The organism is Streptomyces sp. UF-297 (assembly GCF_058245575.1).
Window position 1 is genome coordinate 41,409 of sequence record NZ_JBSIBZ010000065.1, and the last position, 18,214, is coordinate 59,622.

Consider the following 18,214-nt stretch of genomic DNA (forward strand, 5'->3'; position numbering starts at 1 on the left):
CCGCGCACACCACGCGCGGCCACCGGGACCGTCCCTCAGCCCCTGCGCCCGCGCCTCAACTGCCATACGAAGTACGGCGTCCCGATGAGTGCGGCCAGCAGGCCGGAGGGGATTTCCGCCGGGGCGATGACGACCCGGCCGACCGTGTCCGCCGTGACCATGAGGGCCGCGCCCAGGAGTGCGGCCAGCGGGAGCATGCGGTGCGCGCGGGAGCCGGTGAGCATGCGGGCGGCGTGCGGGGCGACCAGCCCCACGAAGGCCACCGTGCCGACGACGGCGACCGCGCAGGCGGCCATGGCGACGGCCAGCGTCAGTGCCGCCAGCCGGGCGCGCTCCAGGGGCAGGCCCAGCGTGCGCGGGGTGTCCTCGCCCAGCGCCAGCAGGTCGACCCGGCGGAAGGAGTACGCCAGCAGGGGCGCGGCGGCCACGGCCACCACGGCGAGCATCGCCAGGTCGGTGCTGTCGCGCGCGTAGGTGGAGCCGGAGAGCCAGGTCAGGGCCTGGGCCACCTGGAACTGGGCGCCGGACACCAGGTAGTTGGTGGCCGCCGTGGTCAGCGCGAAGGTGCCGATGCCGACCAGTACCAGGCGTTCGGGCGCCACCGCCCCCTTGCGGCGCGAGAGCCCATAGGTGAGCGCGAAGGCCGCGGCGCCGCCGATCAGGGCGGCGACGGGCAGCATGGCGTACGGCACGCCGGGCAGCGCGATCACCACGAGGACCGCGCCGAAGCCCGCTCCGCCGCTCACCCCCATGACCGTCAGGTCGGCGAGCGGATTGCGGGAGACGGCCTGCACGATGCCGCCCGCGACGGCCAGCAGTGCCCCCGCCAGGGCCGCGACCAGCAGCCGTGGCAGCCTAAACTCCAGCACCACGCTGCGCACCAGGTCGTCCCCGCCGGTCAGCAGCTGCGCGAAGTCGCCCAGTGGGACGGCGATATCGCCCAGCAGCAGCCCCGCGGCCAGCAGCGCGCACAGCGCGAGCGCCGCCGTCAGCAGCAGGGGCGGGAAGGCGGGTCTGCGGCCTCGGCGGGTGGGCATGGCCGTGCCGGGCGCGGCCGGTTCGACGGGCAGGCGCCGGGCGAGCCACAGGAAGACCGGTGCGCCGAAGAGCGCGGTGACCACACCGGCCGGGACCTCGTTGCCGGTCGGCGAGGTGATCCGGGCGAGCAGGTCGGCGGCGAGCAGCAGGGTGGCGCCCCACAGTGCGGCGGCGGGCAGCAGCACCGCGTGTCTGCGGACTCCGGCGAAGCGCACGAGGTGGGGTGCGGCCAGGCCGACGAAGCCGATGGGCCCGGTGACGCTGACCGCGACCGCCGCGAGGAAGACGGACAGCAGGACCGCGTACAGCCGCATCCGGCCGACGTTGACGCCCAGTGCGCGCGCGGTCTCGTCGCCGGTGCCCAGGATGTCCAGCGTACGGGCCAGCAGCAGGCCGCCGACCAGCCCGGCGGCGAGCAGTGGCACGACGGTCAGCGACCGCGCGCTGTCGGCGACGGCCAGCGAGCCGTGGCCCCAGAAGAAGACCGCGCCGGTCTCCTCCTCAAAGAGCATGACCAGCACCGCGGTGACGCTGGACAGGGCGAGGGTGACGGAGACCCCGGCCAGGACGAGGTGGGCGGGTCTGCCGCGGGAGCCGCCGGCGACGGTGTGCACCAGGGCGGCGGCCAGCAGTCCGCCGGTGAACGCGACGCCGCCGCGCGGCAGGTCGCCCAGCGTCAGCCCGGTGATGGCGCAGACCGCCACGGCAAGGTAGGCGCCGGCGGTCACGCCCAGGGTGTCGGGCGAGGCGAGCGGGTTGCGTACCGAGGACTGCAACAGCGCGCCGGACAGGGCGAGTGCGGCCCCGCCGACCAGTCCGGCCAGGGTGCGTGGCAGCCGTCCGCCGAGCAGTACCGCGCGGGCGGTGCCGTCGTCCTGGCCGAAGAGCAGGCCGAGCAGATCGCCCAGGCCCACGCCGCTGCGGCCGTAGCTCAGGTGCAGCGCGGTGATCAGGAGCAGTGCGAGCACCCCGCCCGAGACGACGGCGGCCGGGCCGGCCACGAAGCGTCGTGTCCGGCCCGGGGCGCTCACCGAAGGGGTGGGAGCGGTGGTGGTCATGAAGTGAGCGCGTCCGCGATGTCGCCTGCGGCCTGGGCGGTGGAGAAGGGGCCGCCGAAGAACCACGTGCCGGGGTTCAGGGCGTGCACCCTCTCGCCCTTGGTGAAGTCCAGGCTCTTCCACAGGGCGTTCTTGGGCAGGGCGGTGGCGAAGACGTCGTCGTTCTTGGCGGCGACGTAGACCAGGCTGGACTTCTCCACGGGCTTGAGGCCCTCCACGTCCACCTTGCTCATGCCGTACGCGTCGGCCTTGCCGCTCCAGGCGTTCTTCAGGCCGAGCTTGGGCAGCAGGGCGCCGGGGATGGTGGAGTCGGTGAGGATCTCCACGGTGGCGGCGCCGTTGGTGGTGTAGCCGCGGGCGACGGTCACCGGGGAGCCGGCCTTCTTGCCGTCGGCGATCTTCTTCTTGGCGGCCTCGACCTTGGTGTCCAGGTCCTTGAGGGTCTTGTCGGCGGCCTCCTGCTTGCCGGTGGCGGTGCCGATCGTCTTCAGCGTGGCCCGCATCTCGTCGTACTCGCCGCCCTTGGCGTACGGGTCGAACATCAGGGTCGGCGCGATGTCGCTGAGCTGCTTGTAGTTGGCCGAGGAGCGGATCTTGGAGGTGAGGATCAGGTCCGGCTTGAGGGCCTTGATGGTCTCCAGGCTGGGGGCCTGGCGGGTGCCGACGTCCTTGACGCTCTTGTCGAAGCGCGGACCGGCGGTGACCCACTGGCCGTAGCCCTTGATGTCGGCGACGCCGGCGGGCTGGACGCCGAGCGCGAGCAGGTCCTCGGCGTAGGTCCACTCCAGGGCGACGATCTTCTTGGCGGGGGCCGTGAGCTTGTGCTCGCCCTTGATGTCGGTGACGGAGAGGGAGCCGTTCTTGGCGGCGTCGTCCTTCTTGCCGCTGTCGGCACCGGCCTTCTCGCCCGCCGAGCCGCAGCCGGCGGCGGCGAGCGCGAGGAGTGTGACGGCCATGAGGGCGGGGAGAGTTCGCTTGACTGGCATGAGCGGAGATTCCTTCGTGAGGGTCACGAGTGTGACGCGTCCGCGGGCGCGGGTTCGCGCCAGGACGGCAGACAGGTGGGGACACCTGTGCGGGGGTCTTGGGCGATGGTCGTCTCGATGCCGAAGGCGGTGCGGATGTTCTCCTCGGTCATGACCTGGGCGGGGGTGCCCGAGGCCACGATCCGGCTGCCGGCCAGGACGACCATCGCGTCGGAGAACGCGGCGGCCTGGTTGAGGTCGTGCAGGACGACGGCGACGGTGATGCCGTGCTCGTCGGCGAGGCGGCGCACCAGCCTCAGCACCTCGATCTGGTAGCGGATGTCGAGGTAGGTGGTGGGCTCGTCGAGCAGCAGCAGCCCGGTGCGCTGGGCCAGTGCCATGGCGATCCAGGCGCGCTGGCGCTCGCCGCCGGAGAGCTGGTCCAGCGGGCGCTCGGCCAGCGGCCCCAGCTTGGTGGCCGCCAGCGCCCAGTCGATGGCCTCCCGGTCCTCCTGTCCTGTGCTGCGGGCCAGCAGTCCCTGGTGCGGGTGGCGCCCGTAGGCGACCAGCTCCTGGACGGTGACCCCGGCGGGGACCAGCGGGGACTGCGTCAGGAAGCTGAGCTTGCGGGCCAGTTCGCGCGGCTTGTACGAGCTCAGCTCGCGGCCGTCCAGGACGACCTGGCCCGCCTGTGGGGTGTGCAGCTGGGCCAGGGCGCGCAGCAGGGTGGACTTGCCCGAGCCGTTGGGGCCGACCAGGGCGGTGACCTCGCCGGGTGCCAGGGCGACGCTGATGTCCCGCACGACGGGCTCACCCCCGTGGCCGAGGGTGAGCTGCGCCGTGCTGATCTCGATGCTCATGCGAGGGGGTTGGGGACCGTGCCGTTGGGGCGCAGGGCGTGCCGCAGCGCCCGGTCGACGTACTTGGTGACCACGAGGCGGTCGGTGTTGAAGGGGTAGCGCGGGAAGTCGGTGTCGAGCATGTCGAACTCGGCGAAGCGCTCGGCCTTCTCGGGGAAGCGCTTGTGGTAGGCGACGACCGCGTCCCGTACCAGCTGCCAGAACTTCTCCTCGGCGACGCCCAGCTGCTCGGCGGCGATCGGCGCGAGGTAGCGGAAGTGGCCCAGCAGCAGCTGGTCGACGACGTGCTGGCGGATGACTACGGGGTTCTTGCGGGGCAGTACGTGGTCGTAGCCGTCGGGCTCGGGGCCGCGCTCGGGGACGGGGGTGTGCGAGACGGAGACGTCGTCGACGAAGTCCTTGAGGAACAGGCGGCGCGGCACGTCGTTCGCGTCGTAGCCGATGAGGGTGTTCTGGCCGTGCGGGTTGAAGGTGATGCCGTAGGTGTAGAGGACGTGCAGCACGGGGGTCAGGACGGTCTCGAAGAGGCGGGAGAGCCATTCCTCGGCGGGCAGGCCGGAGCTGCGGGCCAGTTCGGCGGCGAAGGAGGTGCCCTGCTCGTCGATGTGCAGCAGGGAGGCGAAGGTGCGGACCCGCTCGCCCTCGTCCTGGCGGGTGGTCACCGAGGTGCGCCAGATGCAGCCGAGCGCCTCCAGGTGGTGGTAGGGCACCTCCGGGACGCGGTCCAGGTAGGGGTGGCGCACGGTGACGGAGGCGATCTCGCCGAGGAAGACGGTGCGCAGCTCGTCGCGCAGGACGGGGTCCTTGTCCAGCAGGCCGGTCAGCCACTGGGTGGTGACGGGGGCGCCCTGGGTGCAGTGCGGCGGGATGCCGCGCCAGATCAGGGTGTTGATGATCTTCAGCGGGACCTTGACGTCGTAGCGGCCGCGCTCGCTCATGTTGGTCATGGTGCGTACGGACTGCTGCGGCAGGTAGGCGTCCGCGCTCTCGCCGAGCGGGATGATGCGGCGCTGGGCGACCTCGCCCGCGTACAGGACCTGGACGGCGTGGTCCCACTGCCAGGGGTGGACGGGCATCCAGACGTAGGCATCCGGGTCGCAGCCGGCCTGCTCGATGCGGGAGCGGAAGGCGGCGATGGTCTCGGCGCCCAGCTCGTGCTCCATGACGGAGCGTTCGCTCAGCTCGGAGGTGCCGCGGAACTCGGCCAGGCCCCGGTGGACGGCGATCCACTGCATGCGTACGAGCTGCTGGGACTCGGGGGCGTAGGCCCGTACGTCGGTGGCGGAGAAGCCGATGCGGCCCTTGTTGGCGACGAGGGTGGGGTGCCCGGTCATCTGGCACTCCAGCTCGGCGTGGCCCAGCTCGCGCAGCTCGGCCGCGGTGGCGCCGCCGTGCTCGATGCGGGCGGCGTCCACGGCCAGGGTGGCGGAGACCTCGGTGAGGTACATGCCGAGCGTGGGGGCGTCGGTGCCGATGGTGTCCGCGCAGTCGACGAGGAACTGCTGGGCGTCCCAGGCGGGCGTCTCGATCTCGTTGCCGAGCAGGCCGGCCGCGCCGCGGGTGACCGAGGCGCCGTCCACGCGCCAGGAGCCGAGCGCACCGTGGGTGGCGCTGAAGACGTAGGAGACCCCGCTGTCCAGGTCGATGCGGTAGCGGCCGTCCGTGTCCTCCAGCGGAGCGGGCTTGATCAGTTCCTCGAAGGCGAACTCGGAGAGCGTCTTGGCGAGCAGGCGGCGGTTGGCCTCGCGCCAGGACTCGGGGGTGACGTTTGCGAGTTCGGGGACGGGGTGGCTGCCCGGTGCGGTCGGTGCGGACATGAGGTGGAGCCTTTCGTCGTGGTGGTGCGGTCCGTCAGGGGCCGGCCGGTCAGGCCGTGGCGAAGGTCTGGAAGGCGCTGCGCTTGGGCAGTTTGAAGAGGTCGCGGCCGGTGACGGCGTTGAGGATGCAGGCTCCCCGGTAGGCGCCGATGCCCAGGTCGGGGGCGGCCGCGCCGTGGGTGTGCAGCTCGGCGTTCTGGACGAAGAGGCCCGCGCCGACCTGGGGGACGGTACGGATGCGGTGGCCCGCGGTGACGTCGTAACGGCCCTTGTCGTCCCAGGCGATGAGGTCCTTGACGGGGTCCAGGCAGCCGGGGTCGCGGGGTCCGTAGCCGGTGGCGGCGATGACCGCGCCGGTCTCCAGGGTGCCCTCGCGGTCGGTGTCGGCGTGCTGGATGCCCAGGCGGACCGTGCCGGTGGTGGCGTCGCGCTCGGCGCCGGTGAGGGCGGTGGCGGGCAGCAGGCGTACGGCCGGGCGGTCGCCGTCGAGCATGTGGTCGTACAGCTCGCTGTGGATGAGGTCGATGGTCTCGGTGTCGATGCCCTTGTGCAGCTGCCACTGGGAGGCGATGAGGCGGTCGCGGACGTCGGGGGCCAGGCCGTTGAAGTACCGCATGTACTCGGGGGTGGTGTACTCCAGCACCAGCTTGGAGTAGTCCAGCGGTGCGAAGCCCCAGGAGCGGGTGAGCCAGGTGATGGCCCAGCCCGCGTCGCGCTGGCGGCGCAGCAGGTCCAGGAAGACCTCGGCGCCGGACTGCCCGGAGCCGATGACGGTGATCTCCTGGACGCCGTCGGCGGCGAGCTTGTCGATGCGGTGCAGGTGCTCGCCGGAGTGGAACACCCGCTCCCCCGCGACGCCTTGGAGCGCCTCGGGCAGCAGCGGCTCGCTGCCGACGCCGAGCACGACGTTGCGGGCGAGCCGGGTACGGGACTCACCGGTGGCCACCTGACGCAGCGTCAGCTGCCACAGGTCGCGGTCCGCGTCCCACGCCAGCTGTTCCACCTCCGTGCCGAAGTGGCAGTCGGGCAGGTTGGCGGCGGCCCAGGCGCAGTAGTCGGCGTACTCGCGGCGCGGCATGTGGAAGCGCTCGGAGATGTAGAAGGGGTACATCCGGTCGTGCTCGATGAGGTAGTTGAGGAACGACCAGCGGCTGGTGGGGCGGATCAGGGAGACCAGGTCGGCCAGGAAGTTGACCTGGAGCGAGGCCCAGTCGAACATCAGGCCGGGGTGCCAGTCATAGGCGGGGCGCCGGTCGTAGGAGGCGAAGGACACCTCGCCCACCTCGTCGGCCAGCGCCGACAGGGACAGGTTGAACGGCCCGATGCCGATCGCCGCGAGGTCCAGGATCTCGGCGGTGGTGTGCTGCGGCTCACGCGTCACGGAACTCTTCCTCCAACTCAACGGCCTGACCGGCCCGTACGACCGCGTTCAGCAGTTCGTCGATGTCGCCCTTGCGGGCCTGCGGGTTGAGCAGCGTGAACTTCAGGTGCACGGCTCGGTTGCCCTCTTCGTCGGCGGCGTCGGTGCGGCCGATGAGCGCGGATCCCTCGCGCAGCATGCGGCGGCGCAGTTCGCCGTTGACGGCGTCCGCCGCGGCCGGGTCGTCGCTGGCGTAGCGGAAGACGACGGTGGTGAGGGTGGCCTTGGCGGTCAGGCGCAGCCGGGGGTGTTCCTCGATGCGCTCCTGGGCGTAGCGGGCCAGGTCGTGGCAGGCGTCCAGCATGGCGCCGATGCCTTCGCTGCCCAGCGCGAGGAAGGTGGCGGCGGCCTTGAGGGCGTCGGCGCGGCGGGTGGTCTGCAGGGACAGGCCCAGCAGTCCGTCGTAGCCGGCCTCGCCGTCGTCGTCGGGGTTGAGGTAGGCCACCCGCAGACCGGTGGTGGGGGTGAAGTCGGCCGCCTCGCGGGCGAGCAGGACGCTGGTGGCGGCGGGCTGCCAGGCGGTCTTGTGCAGGTCCAGGGTGATGGTGTCGGCTTCTTCGATGCCGTCCAGCAGCGGTCTCATACGGTCGGAGAAGAGCGCGCCGCAGCCGTAGGCGGCGTCCACGTGCATGCGGATGCCGTGTTCGCGGGCGACGGCGGCGATCGGCCGCAGCGGGTCGATGGAGCCGTAGTCGGTGGTACCGGCGGTGGCGACGACGGCGATGGGCAGTTCGCGGTCCGCGTCCAGCGCGCTCAGCGCGGCTTCCAGTGCGGCGGGCCGCATCCGGTTCTCGGCGTCCACGGGGACGGGCCGCACCGCGTCCTCGCCCAGGCCGAGCACGGCGCAGGCGCGGGCGACGGAGAAGTGGGCCAGTTCGGAGCAGAAGACGACCGGGCTCAGGGCCAGGCCGGTGAGGCCCTCGCCGCGTACGTCGCGCAGCTTGGCGGTGGCCGCGTCGCGGGCGATGAGCAGCGCCTGGAGGTTGGAGGCGCTGCCGCCGGGGGTGAGCAGGCCGCCGGACTGCGGTCCGTATCCGGCCAGTTCGGTCAGGCCCTTGATCAGGCGGCGCTCGACCTCGACGGCATAGGGGCCGCTGTCCCAGGTGTCCACGGAGGCGTTGAACACCGAGGCCAGGACGTCGGCGGCGGCCGCGATGGTCAGCGACGGCGGCTGGAGGTGGGCGGCGGCGCGCGGGTCGGCGAGGTCGACGGTGCCCTCGGCATAGGCCCGGGCCAGCGCGAGGACCGCGTCCCGTCCGCCGCCGGTGCGCGGCAGCACGCCGTCGGGCAGCTGGTCGTCGACCAGGCGGGTCAGCTCCTGCGGGCTCATGGCGGGCAGCGGCCCGGTGCGGCGGCGCAGGCCGGTGGCGGCTTCCCGGGTGAGTTCGGCGACCAGCCGTCCGACCTCCGCCAGTCCCGCGGGGTCGGCCGCGAGCAGTTCGGGTTCGAGGAGCAGGGGCGGGGTCGGTGCGGGCGGGGCGTGGCCGGATATGGCGCTACCGGGCATCGTCATGGTGGTTCCTGGGTGTCCCTTTGTCTGGGTGGTCTCAGCGGTCGGCTGCGGTGGCGGTGGCCGCGAACGCGGCTGAGGGGGAGGCCGCTTGGGGCATATCGGTGGGCGCCGTACGGGTGCGTACGGCGGTGAGCGGCGCGATCAGGGCCAGTGCCGCACAGAGCGCGGCGCCGGCCACGAGCGGGGCGGCGAGCGCGGCGGACGCGGTGGCGGTGGCCAGCATGGGGGCGAGCAGCAGCCCGCAGGTCTGGGCGGCGGCGACCAGGCTGTAGGCCGGTCCGGTTCCGGACACCGTCAGCACCCGCTCGTCCAGGGCGACTTGGCCAAGCCCCAGGCCCGCGCCGAACAGCAGCCGGGCCACGGCCAGCGGCGCGACGTCGGCGCCGGCCGCCTGCCAGGCCAGTCCCGCCGCCGCCAGGGCCAGGGCCAGTGGCAGCAGCCACGCGCCCAGGCGCCGGCGCAGGGCGCACGCCGCGGGGAGGACGGCGAGCACGGCCAGGTGCGGCAGGACGAACAGCAGGGCGGCGACGGTGGTGGACGCCCCGCCCGCCGTGGCGTACTCGGTGAAGTAGGGGCGTACGGCGTACAGGGCAACGGCGTTGGCCAGGACGAAGCCGGCCAGGCCGATCAGTGCGGCGCGCGGCGGGGCCGTCGCGGCATCGGCCGGCGCCGGGGCGGCGGGCTGCCGTCCCTGCCTGCGCAGCAGGGCGATGCACGCCACCAGCAGCACCGTCTCGACGACGGCGAGCAGCGGCAGCGCGAGCCGCGGCCGGGGCACCGAGATCACGACGGTGCCCAGCAGGGTCGCCGCGATGGAGGCCGCGTGCAGCACGGCGACGTACTGCACGACGCCGGGCAGCAGTCCCCGCGGGTGGCTGCGCGCTATCGAGGGATAGGCCAGCAGCACCACGGACTTGGCCACCACCAGCGCGACCGACAGCGCGCTGAAGACCGCGTAGCTGGGGGCCAGGGCGAGCGAGGCCGCCAGGATCACCGCGGCGGTCTGCCCGGCCGTCACCAGCCGGGGCAGCGACATGTGCCGGGTGGCCCGGCCCCACAGCGGCAGCGCGATGACGGCCGCCAGCTGACAGGCCATCAAGAACGCGCCGGTCGCGGCGAGATCGCTCACCCCGTAGGCCGTACGGAACAGCTTCGGGTAGAACGGGGCGAGTGCCGACTGTGTCGCCATGTGCAGCCCGGCCGCGCCGAGCAGCACCGCCCGGCCGTCGGTGCCGCCGCGCCCCACCGTCACGGGGTACGCTCGCGGATCATGAAGGCGGCCCGCTTGTCCGGGAGGTCCAGCTCCCGCAGCTTGCGAAAGCCCGCCCGCTCGAAGGCCCGCACGGAGCGCTCGTTGCGTATGTCGGGCTCGGCCACCACCTTTTCCGCGTACGGGTCGGCCGCCAGCTGCCAGTCGGAGACGGCCCGCAGCAGTTGGGCGCCCAGCCCCCGGCCGCGGAACTTCGAGGGCCCCAGCAGCAGGTGGACGCCGGCGTCGCGCGCCCTGGCGTTGTAGTGGTTGGCCAGCGGGTCCAGATCGGCGCGGTACAGCTCCCAGTAGCTCATGGGCGAGCCGTCCAGGCAGCCTATGTAGGGCGTGGAGTGCCCGCTGGCCACCTGCTGGCGCAGATAGGCCTGGATCTGCTGCTCGGGCTGGGCCATCTCCCAGAAGCGGGCGACCTCGGGGTCGTTCATCCAGGCGTGTACGCGTGCCAGGTCGGCCACCGGGTCGACCTGGCGCAGCGAGAAGACCGTGCCGTCCTCCAGCTCGCGCCGGGCCTCCACGCCAATGGTGCCGGACGTGCCCTGGCCGGACGTCATCGGCGCACCTCCGCGATCGGGTTGGCGATGTCCACGTACACCGACTGGGCCTCCAGCGGGCCGGTCAGCTCGTCCATGCCGCGTACGCGGGTGAGCAGGTTGGCCTTGCAGCTCAGGGTCGGTGCCTCGCGCAGGATGGTGGCCAGGCGCAGCCGTTCGCCGTGGTCGGCGGCGAGCTTGGCCAGGGCGTCGTCCGCGCGGTGCAGCAGGGCGCTCTCGGGTGCCAGGCCCTCGGAGCCCAGGGCGCCCACCAGGCCGAGCATGTTGTTGATGCCGACGTAGTAGGCCAGCCGCTCGTCGATGACCTCGTCCTGGACGTAGGTGCCCAGGTTGCGGCCGACGTCGGGGATCCAGTCGTACAGGGCGGTGCTGCGGGTGGGCGAGAAGTAGTAGCCCTGGTTGTCGCGGTAGCGGCCGCCGACGGGCCAGCCGTCCTCGTTCAGGACGACCAGGGTGTTCTGCTGGTGCGCCTCCAGGCCCAGGCCGTAGGTCGCGTACAGCCACAGCACGGGGGTGACGACGGCGTCGAGGTAGCGGGCGAACCACTCCTGCGCGACGTCGGCGACCGGCCGCCCGGTGCGCTCGGCCAGGCCGCGTACGAGGGTGGCGAGCTGTGAACTGCCGCCCGCCGCGGGCAGGTCGGGGCGCACCGAGACCAGGCCCGCCATGCACACGGCGCGCTCGTCGCTGCGGAAGGGGTTCTCGCGGACGACGACGTCCAGGCCGCTGGGGGTGCCGTCGGGTGCGTCGACGGCGATCCAGGCCGGGTCGCGCACGATGCCGAAGCCGGGGTGGGCCGCGCGCAGCGCGTCGTCGAGCCCGGCGGCCAGCAGCCGGTCGACCTCCAGGCCGCGCTCCAGCTCCACCCGCATGTTCTCGCGGCGGGAGTTGGTGATGCGCAGGCCCAGGGAGAACTTGAGCATGACCGGGGCGTCGGCGCGGTAGAGGGTGCGCACGGAGGAGGTCGGTGACCAGTCGGGGCCCGCGGGGCCCAGGTCGTGCAGCAGTCCGGCGTCCAGCAGGGCGCGTACGCCGGGGCGGCTGAGCACATCGCGGGCCTGCCAGGGGTGGGCGGGCACCAGGACGGTCCCGGCGGGTGCCCGCACGCTGTCGCCCGCGAGTTCGGCCATCAGCTCCTGGGCGGAGCGCTCCAGGGCGGAGTCGGCCGCGACGACGCAGGGGTCGGCGGCGAACCAGTGCAGCGGGAAGGCGCCGCGCAGTTCGGGCGAGTAGGCCTCGGTCTCGGCGTCGGTCAGTCCCTCGCGGCTCTTGGGCGTGGGGTGCAGCGGGTGGCCGATGATCAGGGCCTGTTCGCCGGCGAGGAAGGGAGTGGTGCCCTCGGGGTCCTCGGTCGCCCGGCCGCGGGCCCGTACGAAGTGGGCGATCCGGCGGGTGGAGTCGGTGACCCGGCCGGTCAGGTCGGCGACCGCCTCCGGGTCGGCGGCCGCGGTCTCCACCGCGATCAGGGCGGCGAGTACGGGAGCTGCCAGGGGCGTGCCGGTGTGCAGCCGGGCCGGGCCGAAGCGGTGCCAGCCGACGGCGGACCAGTGGGTGACGGGGGCCTCGACGGCGGTGCCGGAGGCGGCGAAGTCCAGGCGCAGGGTGCCGTCGGCGGGCCGGGTCACGCCGGTTTCGCGCACCCAGCAGCGCAGCAGGTTCTCGGTGGCGGCTGCATCCGCGGTGACACAGGAGTCGATGGGGGCGGTGTGGCCTACCGGCTCCGGCGGATGCTGGTGGTCCAGCGGCGAGCTCATGGGATCTCTTTCTCTCTGACGGCCGAAGGAATAATTAGGTAAGGCTTACCTAGTACGCAAGTCCCCGTGCGGAGCCGGGATATGCCGCGGGGCCTGCGAAACGGGGTCCAGGCCGAAGGTGGTGAAGGCCGTCCGCTTGGGCAGCGGGTAGGCATCAGTGCCGGTGAGGGCGTTGAGGATGACGGCGCTGCGCCAGGCCGCGAGGCCCAGATCGGGGGCGCCGACACCGTGGGTGTGGCGCTCGGCGTTCTGTACGAACACCGAACCCCCGATCCCTTCCCCGAGCACGATCCGGTGCGCCTCGTCGATCTGCGGGCGCCCGGAGCCGTCGCGCTGCACCTGCGGCAGCAGCGACTCGATCAGGCCGTCGACGGGGCGCTCGGCGTAGCCGGTGGCCAGCACCACGGCATCCGTCAACAGCCGTGCCTGGCTGTGCTGTTGGCCGTGTTCGACGCCCAGCTCGATGCGGCCCTGTACCTGGCGCGCGCCGCACACGCCGACGCCGGGGGTGAGCACCGCGTCGGGCCAGCCGCCCTCCAGCGTGCGCTGGTAGAGCTCGTCGTGGATCTCGCCGAGGGTGTCCCCGCTGACGCCCTTGTAGAGCTGCCACTGCTCGGGCACCAGGCGGTCGCGTACGGGCTCGGGCAGGCCGTGGAAGTAGCGGGTGTAGTCGGGCGTGAACTGCTCAAGTCCCAGCTTGCTGTACTCCATCGGCGCGAAAGCCGGAGTGCGCGCCAGCCAGGTCAGCCCCTCACGGCCCTGGGGGCGCCGGCGCAGCAGGTCCAGGAAGACCTCGGCGCCGGACTGTCCCGAGCCGATGACGGTGATGTGCTCGGCGGCCAGCAGCTGTTCGCGCTTGTCGAGGTAGTCGGCGGAGTGCCAGACGGGGGCCTCGGGGTCGTCGGTGAGCGGGCGCAGCGGCTCGGGGACGCTGGGCGCCGTACCGACGCCGAGGACGAGGTGGCGGGCGAAGACGCGGCCCACGCCCTCGGCTCCCCCGTCGGCGTCCAGGCGGGTGAAGTCCACCTCGAAGGCGCCCCGTCCGGCGTCCCAGCGCACCGTGTCCACCTGGTGGCCGAAGCGGCAGGACGGCAGCTGTCCGCTGACCCAGCGGCAGTAGGCGTCGTACTCGGCGCGGTGTATGTGGAAACGCTCGGCGAAGTAGAAGGGGAAGAGGCGCTCGCGGGTCTTGAGGTAGTTCACGAAGGACCATGGGCTGGTCGGCTCCACCAGGCTCACCAGGTCCGCCAGATAGGGGACTTGGAGGCTGGCGCCCTCGATCAGCAGGCCGGGGTGCCAGTGGAAGGCGGTGCGCTGTTCGAGGAAGGCGCAGCGCAGCCCCGGCAGGCCGTCGGCGAGGGCGGCGAGGGAGAGGTTGAAGGGGCCGATGCCCACCCCGAGCAGGTCGAGGACTTCTTCTTCGGCGTTCATCGCGTCTCTCCCTCGGTGCTGAGGTCGGCGCCGGCGCCGTCAGGGGCGTCGGCGGGGGCGGACCGGCGTGCCCGGATCGCGCTTTCGGCGACGAGCTTGAGCAGCCCCTCCAGGTCGGCTGCCTGGGTGGTGGGGTGCAGCAGGGTGGCCTTGAGCCAGAGGCGGCGCTGCCCTCCGGTGTCCTCGGCGATCGCCCGGCCCAGGACGGCGCGCCCTTCGGCGAGCAGCATCCGGCGTACCTCCGCGACGAGTTCGTCGCCTTCGGCCGCGGGCAGCGCGTCGGCCGCCACGGGCCGGAACAGCACGGTGCTGATGCCCACGCCGCCGGGGCGCAGCCGCAGCTCGGGATGGTCCTGGACGGCCTGCGCGAACCCTTGTGCCGTCGCGACGCAGTGCTCGACCAGCTCGCCCAGTCCTCTGCGGCCCAGCGCCCGCAGGGTGACGGCTATCTTCAGCGCGTCGGGTCTGCGGGAGGTGCGTATGGAGCGCCCGAGCAGGTCGGGCAGCCCCGCTTCGGTGTCGTCGTCCGCGTTGAGGTAGTCGGCCCTGAAGGCCAGGTGGTCCAGCGCGGCCGCGTCCGCGACGGCCAGCACACCGGCGGCGACCGGCTGCCAGCCCAGCTTGTGCAGGTCGAAGGTGACCGAGACCGCGGACTCGATGCCCGCCAGCCGCGGCGCCAGCGCGTCGCTGAACAGCAGCGGGCCGCCGTAGGCCGCGTCCACGTGCAGTTCGGCGCCGTGGGCGGTGGCCACCTGGGCTATCTCGGGCAGCGGGTCGATGCGGCCCTCGTCGGTGGTGCCCGCGGTGGCGACCACCAGGACGGGTACGGAGCCGGGGCCCGAGCACTCGGCCAGTACGCGCTCCAGCGCGGCGGGCACCATCCGCCCCGCCTCGCACTCCACCGTGACGGGCGTGGGCAGGCCCAGCATCCAGGCGGCGCGGTGCACGCTGTGGTGCGCGTTGGCCCCGCACACCACCTGTACGGAGCGGGCGCCCACCGTACGGGCGCGCTCGCGGGCCAGCAGCAGGGCCACCAGGTTGGACTCGGTGCCGCCGCTGGTGACGATCGCGTCGGGCTGCGGGCTGCTGGGGTAGACGAGCGCGGCCAGCGCGTCCGTCACGCCTTCCTCGACCACCGCGGCGGCGGGCGCCTGGTCCCAGGAGTCCATCGAGGGGTTGAGGGCGGAGGCGGCGAGGTCGGCGGCCGCGGCCACGGCCAGCGGCGGGCAGTGCAGATGGGCCACGCAGTGCGGGTCGGCGGGGTCGGCGGCGCCGCGGGCGGTGGCGCGTACCAGGGTGCGCAGCGCCTCGTCGGCGCCGGTGCCGGTCTCCGGCAGGAACGGCGAACAGGCCGTCCGCACTTGGTCGGTGACGTCCTCGGGGCCGCCTTCGGGCAGCGGCCCGCCGCGCTCTATGGCGCCTTCGGCGAGGGCGTCCAGCACCACATCGGTCAGGTCCCGCAGCACTTCGGGTCCCTCGCAGCCACCGGCCGGCGCGGTTGACAGGTCGTCATGGGTCACGCGGCACGCTCCACGGCGCGCAGGGCCGCGGCGATGCGGTCCACCACCGAGTCGGCCTCGTCGTCGGAGAGCACCAGCGGCGGCAGCAGCCGCAGTACGTGGTCCTCGCGGCCGCCGAGCTCCAGCATCAGGCCCTGTTCCAGGCAGGCGGCGCGCAGCGCGTGGGCGAAGGAGGGGTGGGCGGGCAGCGAGCCCAGGGCGTCCGGGGCACCGTCGGGGTCGACCAGCTCGACGCCGATCATCAGGCCGCGGCCGCGCACCTCGCCGATCTGCGGGTGGGCGTCGGCCAGTTCGATCAGTGCGCGGCGCAGCCGCTCGCCCAGTTTCTCGGCGCGCTCGGCCAGTTGCTCCTCGGCGACGGTGCGCAAGGTGATACGGCCGGCGGTCATCGCCAGGGTGTTGCCGCGGAAGGTGCCGGTGTGCGCGCCGGGCCGCCAGGCGTCCAGTTCGGGCCGGTAGGCGATCACGGCGAGCGGCAGCCCGCCGCCGACCGCCTTGGAGGTGACCAGGATGTCCGGGGTGATCCCGGCGCGTTCGCAGGCCCAGAAGTGGCCGGTGCGGCCGATGCCGGTCTGCACCTCGTCGACGATGAGCACCACGCCGCGCTCGGCGGTGATCCGGCGGACCTCCCGCAGCCAGCCGTCCGGCCCCTCGATGACGCCGCCCTCGCCCTGGACGACCTCCAGGATGACCGCGGCCGGGGCGGCGACCCCGCTGCTCGGGTCGTCGAGCAGGCTCTCCAGCAGCCGCGCGGACAGCTCGCCGGACTGCGGGTTGCCCGTGCCGAACGGGCAGCGGTAGCCGTACGGGAAGGGGATCCGCGTCACCGGCACGGCGTCCGCGCCGACCATCGCGCGCATCGACCGCGGTCCGGAGACGGCGGAGGCGCCCAGCGTCATGCCGTGGTAGGCGCCGGTGAAGGAGACGATGCCGCGCCGTCCGGTGGCGGTCTGCGCGAGCTTGAGCGCGGCCTCGACCGCGTCGGTCCCGGCGGGCCCGCAGAAGTGCAGCCGCGCGGCGTCCCGCAGCTCGCCCGGCAGCCGCCCGAGCAACTCCTCGGTGAACGCGTCCTTCTGCGGGGTGATCATGTCGAGCGCGTGCAGCGGCGCCCCCGAGGCGAGGTCGGCCTGGAGCGCGGCGACGACCTCGGGGTGGTTGTGGCCCAGCGCGAGGGTGCCCGCACCGGATAGGCAGTCGATGTACGTACGGCCGTCGGCGCCGGTGACCTGCGCACCCGCGGCACTCACAGGAACGACGGGGAGGGTGCGGGCGTAGGTGCGCGCGGAGGATTCGCGCTGCTCCTGGCGGCCGAGGAGGTGATTGAGCAGATCGACGGAGGGCGTCGACATGGCAGGGGCCCTTCGGTGTTGGTGCAGAGGGCTGTGGTGGCAGCTCCCGTTCACGGCCCTCAACTTAGGTTAGGCAGACCTTACCTTGCAACTACTCATCGATTGGCGGGACTTTGCCCGCCCTTGCCCGTATTGAGGCGACACGACTACCCTGCTCCCCATTCCGAGCAGGCCCGGCGCGCACCAACTCTCGCTGCGGTCGTACCCGCGTGCGACCCGCCACCACCTCCTGACCATGGAGCATCTCCACAGCGCCCGCCTCGTGCCCGCACATCCGAAGCCGAAAGGGCGCCCGGACCATGGGGAACCGGGCCGACCAGGGCCCCTGGCCTGCCCTCCGCCCGTGGCGCGCGCTACATCCGCGGTACGTGCTGTGCGGTCAACCGCTCGATTTCCCCGACGACGTACCGCGCGTGCGGACGCAGCCCCGGAACAAGGTCCGCCCACCCCTCCTCCGCCTCCCCGAGGTAGACGGCCCGCGCGCGGGCCAGCACGGGCCGGTGCTCCGCCGGAAGCCGGTCCAGCGCCCAGTCGGCCGCCGCGTCCTTGGACCTGATGACGCCGGTCGCCAGAGTCGTCCAGATACGCGCGAGCGTCAGCACCACGTTGCGGGTGTCCGTCTCCAGCTCGCCGAGCAGTTCCGGCACCCCGGCGGCCATCGCCCGGACCAGGTCCCGATGCGGTACGGAATCGAGCACCCGCGCCGGCGGCGGCCCCCACAGCGGGGCGTCCCCGAGCAGCACCATCGTGATCAGCGGCGCGAGATCGGGACTCGGCCCCGGCGGCGGCACCTCGCCACCCTCGAACTGGTCCCGCAGCCATTCCCCGTACTGGAATTCACAGCGCGGCGGATAGCGCCAGGGCCGGACCTCCGACTGGACCACGGCGGTCAGCTCGACAGGGCGGGCGGCCCGAGGCCCCGCCGCCCTCCCCGCCCCGGAGATCTCCAACAGCTCACCGCTCAGCGCCTGCCACACCTCTGCCGCCGCCGGGCGCCGCAGGACGACGAACACATCGACATCGCTCCAGGGCCGCAGCCCGCCCAGCACGGCCGACCCGTGCAGATACGCCCCGACGACCTCCGCCCCGAACACCCGGCGCACCAGCCGCACCACGCTCTCGGTCTGCGTCACAGCAGCCCACCTCCCGGGGCGCCCCGCCCCCTCCACAACCCACGGACAGGTCACGGCCATTGAAGATCCATCGGATGGCCGACAACCGGCCCGTATCAAAGCAGAGGCCGGATCGTTCCTCCTGTACGTGATCGACGCGGCCCCATCCCCGGCCGCGCCGCTCCCCGCACCGGCCCGCCACCGCGAACGGCCGCCCCGCAAGCCGTACACCACACGAACAGGAGCCGGACGTGACCGGGTGGGCGCAACTCGGCGGCCTGGGCCTCGCCATGACGCTGTGCCCGGTGGCAGGGATCTCGGTGGCAGGGATCTCCGCCGCCGTGCACACCGAGGGCCTCGGGCCGATCCTCTCGGCGCGGGTGGAGGTGTGTCCCGAGAACCCGCCGCCCGCCGAGCCCGTCGCACCGGCGCCCCCGCCACCGACGCCCCCGCCGCCGGCGCCCGCCCCCCTGCGAGCGGCCTCCGCGCCGCCCTCCCCCGCCCCGCCCGAGCGCCCCACCGCCACACCGGGTCCGCCCCCGCCCAGCCCGTCGCC

General features: G+C 73.2%; 14 protein-coding genes. 1 reads left to right on the forward strand and 13 read right to left on the reverse strand.

Going from position 1 to position 18,214, the window contains the following annotated elements; all coding sequences use genetic code 11:
• Nucleotides 1-35 precede the first annotated feature (35 nt).
• The 13 genes from AC4IJH_RS29890 to AC4IJH_RS29950 form a co-directional block, all read right to left on the reverse strand.
• Nucleotides 36-2,096: an iron ABC transporter permease gene (locus AC4IJH_RS29890; RefSeq protein WP_490855028.1), complete on the reverse strand. Its 2,061-nt coding sequence runs from the start codon at nucleotides 2,094-2,096 to the stop codon at nucleotides 36-38.
• Nucleotides 2,093-3,082 carry an ABC transporter substrate-binding protein gene (locus AC4IJH_RS29895; RefSeq protein ID WP_490855029.1) on the reverse strand — a complete coding sequence of 330 codons (990 nt, stop codon included), beginning with the start codon at nucleotides 3,080-3,082 and terminating at the stop codon, nucleotides 2,093-2,095. The genes AC4IJH_RS29890 and AC4IJH_RS29895 overlap by 4 nt, the downstream gene beginning before the upstream one ends.
• Before the next feature lie 23 nt (nucleotides 3,083-3,105).
• On the reverse strand, nucleotides 3,106-3,921 hold the full coding sequence (locus AC4IJH_RS29900) for an ABC transporter ATP-binding protein (RefSeq protein WP_490855030.1): 816 nt from the start codon (nucleotides 3,919-3,921) through the stop codon (nucleotides 3,106-3,108).
• Nucleotides 3,918-5,738 (reverse strand): IucA/IucC family protein, encoded by a 1,821-nt coding sequence (locus AC4IJH_RS29905; RefSeq protein ID WP_490855031.1) that lies wholly within the window; start codon nucleotides 5,736-5,738, stop codon nucleotides 3,918-3,920. Before AC4IJH_RS29905 ends, AC4IJH_RS29900 begins: the two co-directional genes overlap by 4 nt.
• A 49-nt stretch (nucleotides 5,739-5,787) precedes the next feature.
• Nucleotides 5,788-7,119, reverse strand: a complete 1,332-nt coding sequence (locus AC4IJH_RS29910; protein ID WP_490855032.1) for a lysine N(6)-hydroxylase/L-ornithine N(5)-oxygenase family protein — start codon at nucleotides 7,117-7,119, stop codon at nucleotides 5,788-5,790.
• The gene (locus AC4IJH_RS29915; protein WP_490855033.1) at nucleotides 7,109-8,671 is read right to left on the reverse strand and encodes a pyridoxal phosphate-dependent decarboxylase family protein; all 1,563 of its coding nucleotides are present in this window, start codon (nucleotides 8,669-8,671) and stop codon (nucleotides 7,109-7,111) included. The genes AC4IJH_RS29910 and AC4IJH_RS29915 overlap by 11 nt, the downstream gene beginning before the upstream one ends.
• 34 nt (nucleotides 8,672-8,705) lie before the next feature.
• Nucleotides 8,706-9,923 (reverse strand): hypothetical protein, encoded by a 1,218-nt coding sequence (locus AC4IJH_RS29920; protein WP_490855034.1) that lies wholly within the window; start codon nucleotides 9,921-9,923, stop codon nucleotides 8,706-8,708.
• Nucleotides 9,920-10,492 (reverse strand): GNAT family N-acetyltransferase, encoded by a 573-nt coding sequence (locus tag AC4IJH_RS29925; protein WP_490855035.1) that lies wholly within the window; start codon nucleotides 10,490-10,492, stop codon nucleotides 9,920-9,922. The genes AC4IJH_RS29920 and AC4IJH_RS29925 overlap by 4 nt, the downstream gene beginning before the upstream one ends.
• Nucleotides 10,489-12,246 (reverse strand): IucA/IucC family protein, encoded by a 1,758-nt coding sequence (locus tag AC4IJH_RS29930; protein ID WP_490855036.1) that lies wholly within the window; start codon nucleotides 12,244-12,246, stop codon nucleotides 10,489-10,491. Before AC4IJH_RS29930 ends, AC4IJH_RS29925 begins: the two co-directional genes overlap by 4 nt.
• A 45-nt stretch (nucleotides 12,247-12,291) precedes the next feature.
• Nucleotides 12,292-13,677: a lysine N(6)-hydroxylase/L-ornithine N(5)-oxygenase family protein gene (locus AC4IJH_RS29935; protein ID WP_490855037.1), complete on the reverse strand. Its 1,386-nt coding sequence runs from the start codon at nucleotides 13,675-13,677 to the stop codon at nucleotides 12,292-12,294.
• Nucleotides 13,674-15,197: a pyridoxal phosphate-dependent decarboxylase family protein gene (locus AC4IJH_RS29940; RefSeq protein WP_490855038.1), complete on the reverse strand. Its 1,524-nt coding sequence runs from the start codon at nucleotides 15,195-15,197 to the stop codon at nucleotides 13,674-13,676. Before AC4IJH_RS29940 ends, AC4IJH_RS29935 begins: the two co-directional genes overlap by 4 nt.
• A complete protein-coding gene (locus AC4IJH_RS29945; protein WP_490855039.1) occupies nucleotides 15,194-16,546 on the reverse strand; it encodes a diaminobutyrate--2-oxoglutarate transaminase family protein in 1,353 nt (450 codons plus the stop codon). Before AC4IJH_RS29945 ends, AC4IJH_RS29940 begins: the two co-directional genes overlap by 4 nt.
• A 353-nt stretch (nucleotides 16,547-16,899) precedes the next feature.
• Entirely contained in the window at nucleotides 16,900-17,679 is a 780-nt protein-coding gene (locus AC4IJH_RS29950; protein WP_490855040.1) for an aminoglycoside adenylyltransferase family protein, read from the reverse strand.
• A gap of 230 nt (nucleotides 17,680-17,909) precedes the next feature.
• Here AC4IJH_RS29950 and AC4IJH_RS29955 point away from each other — a divergent pair.
• Nucleotides 17,910-18,214 (forward strand): hypothetical protein (locus tag AC4IJH_RS29955; RefSeq protein WP_490855041.1); only part of this gene is annotated, 305 nt, incomplete at its 3' end.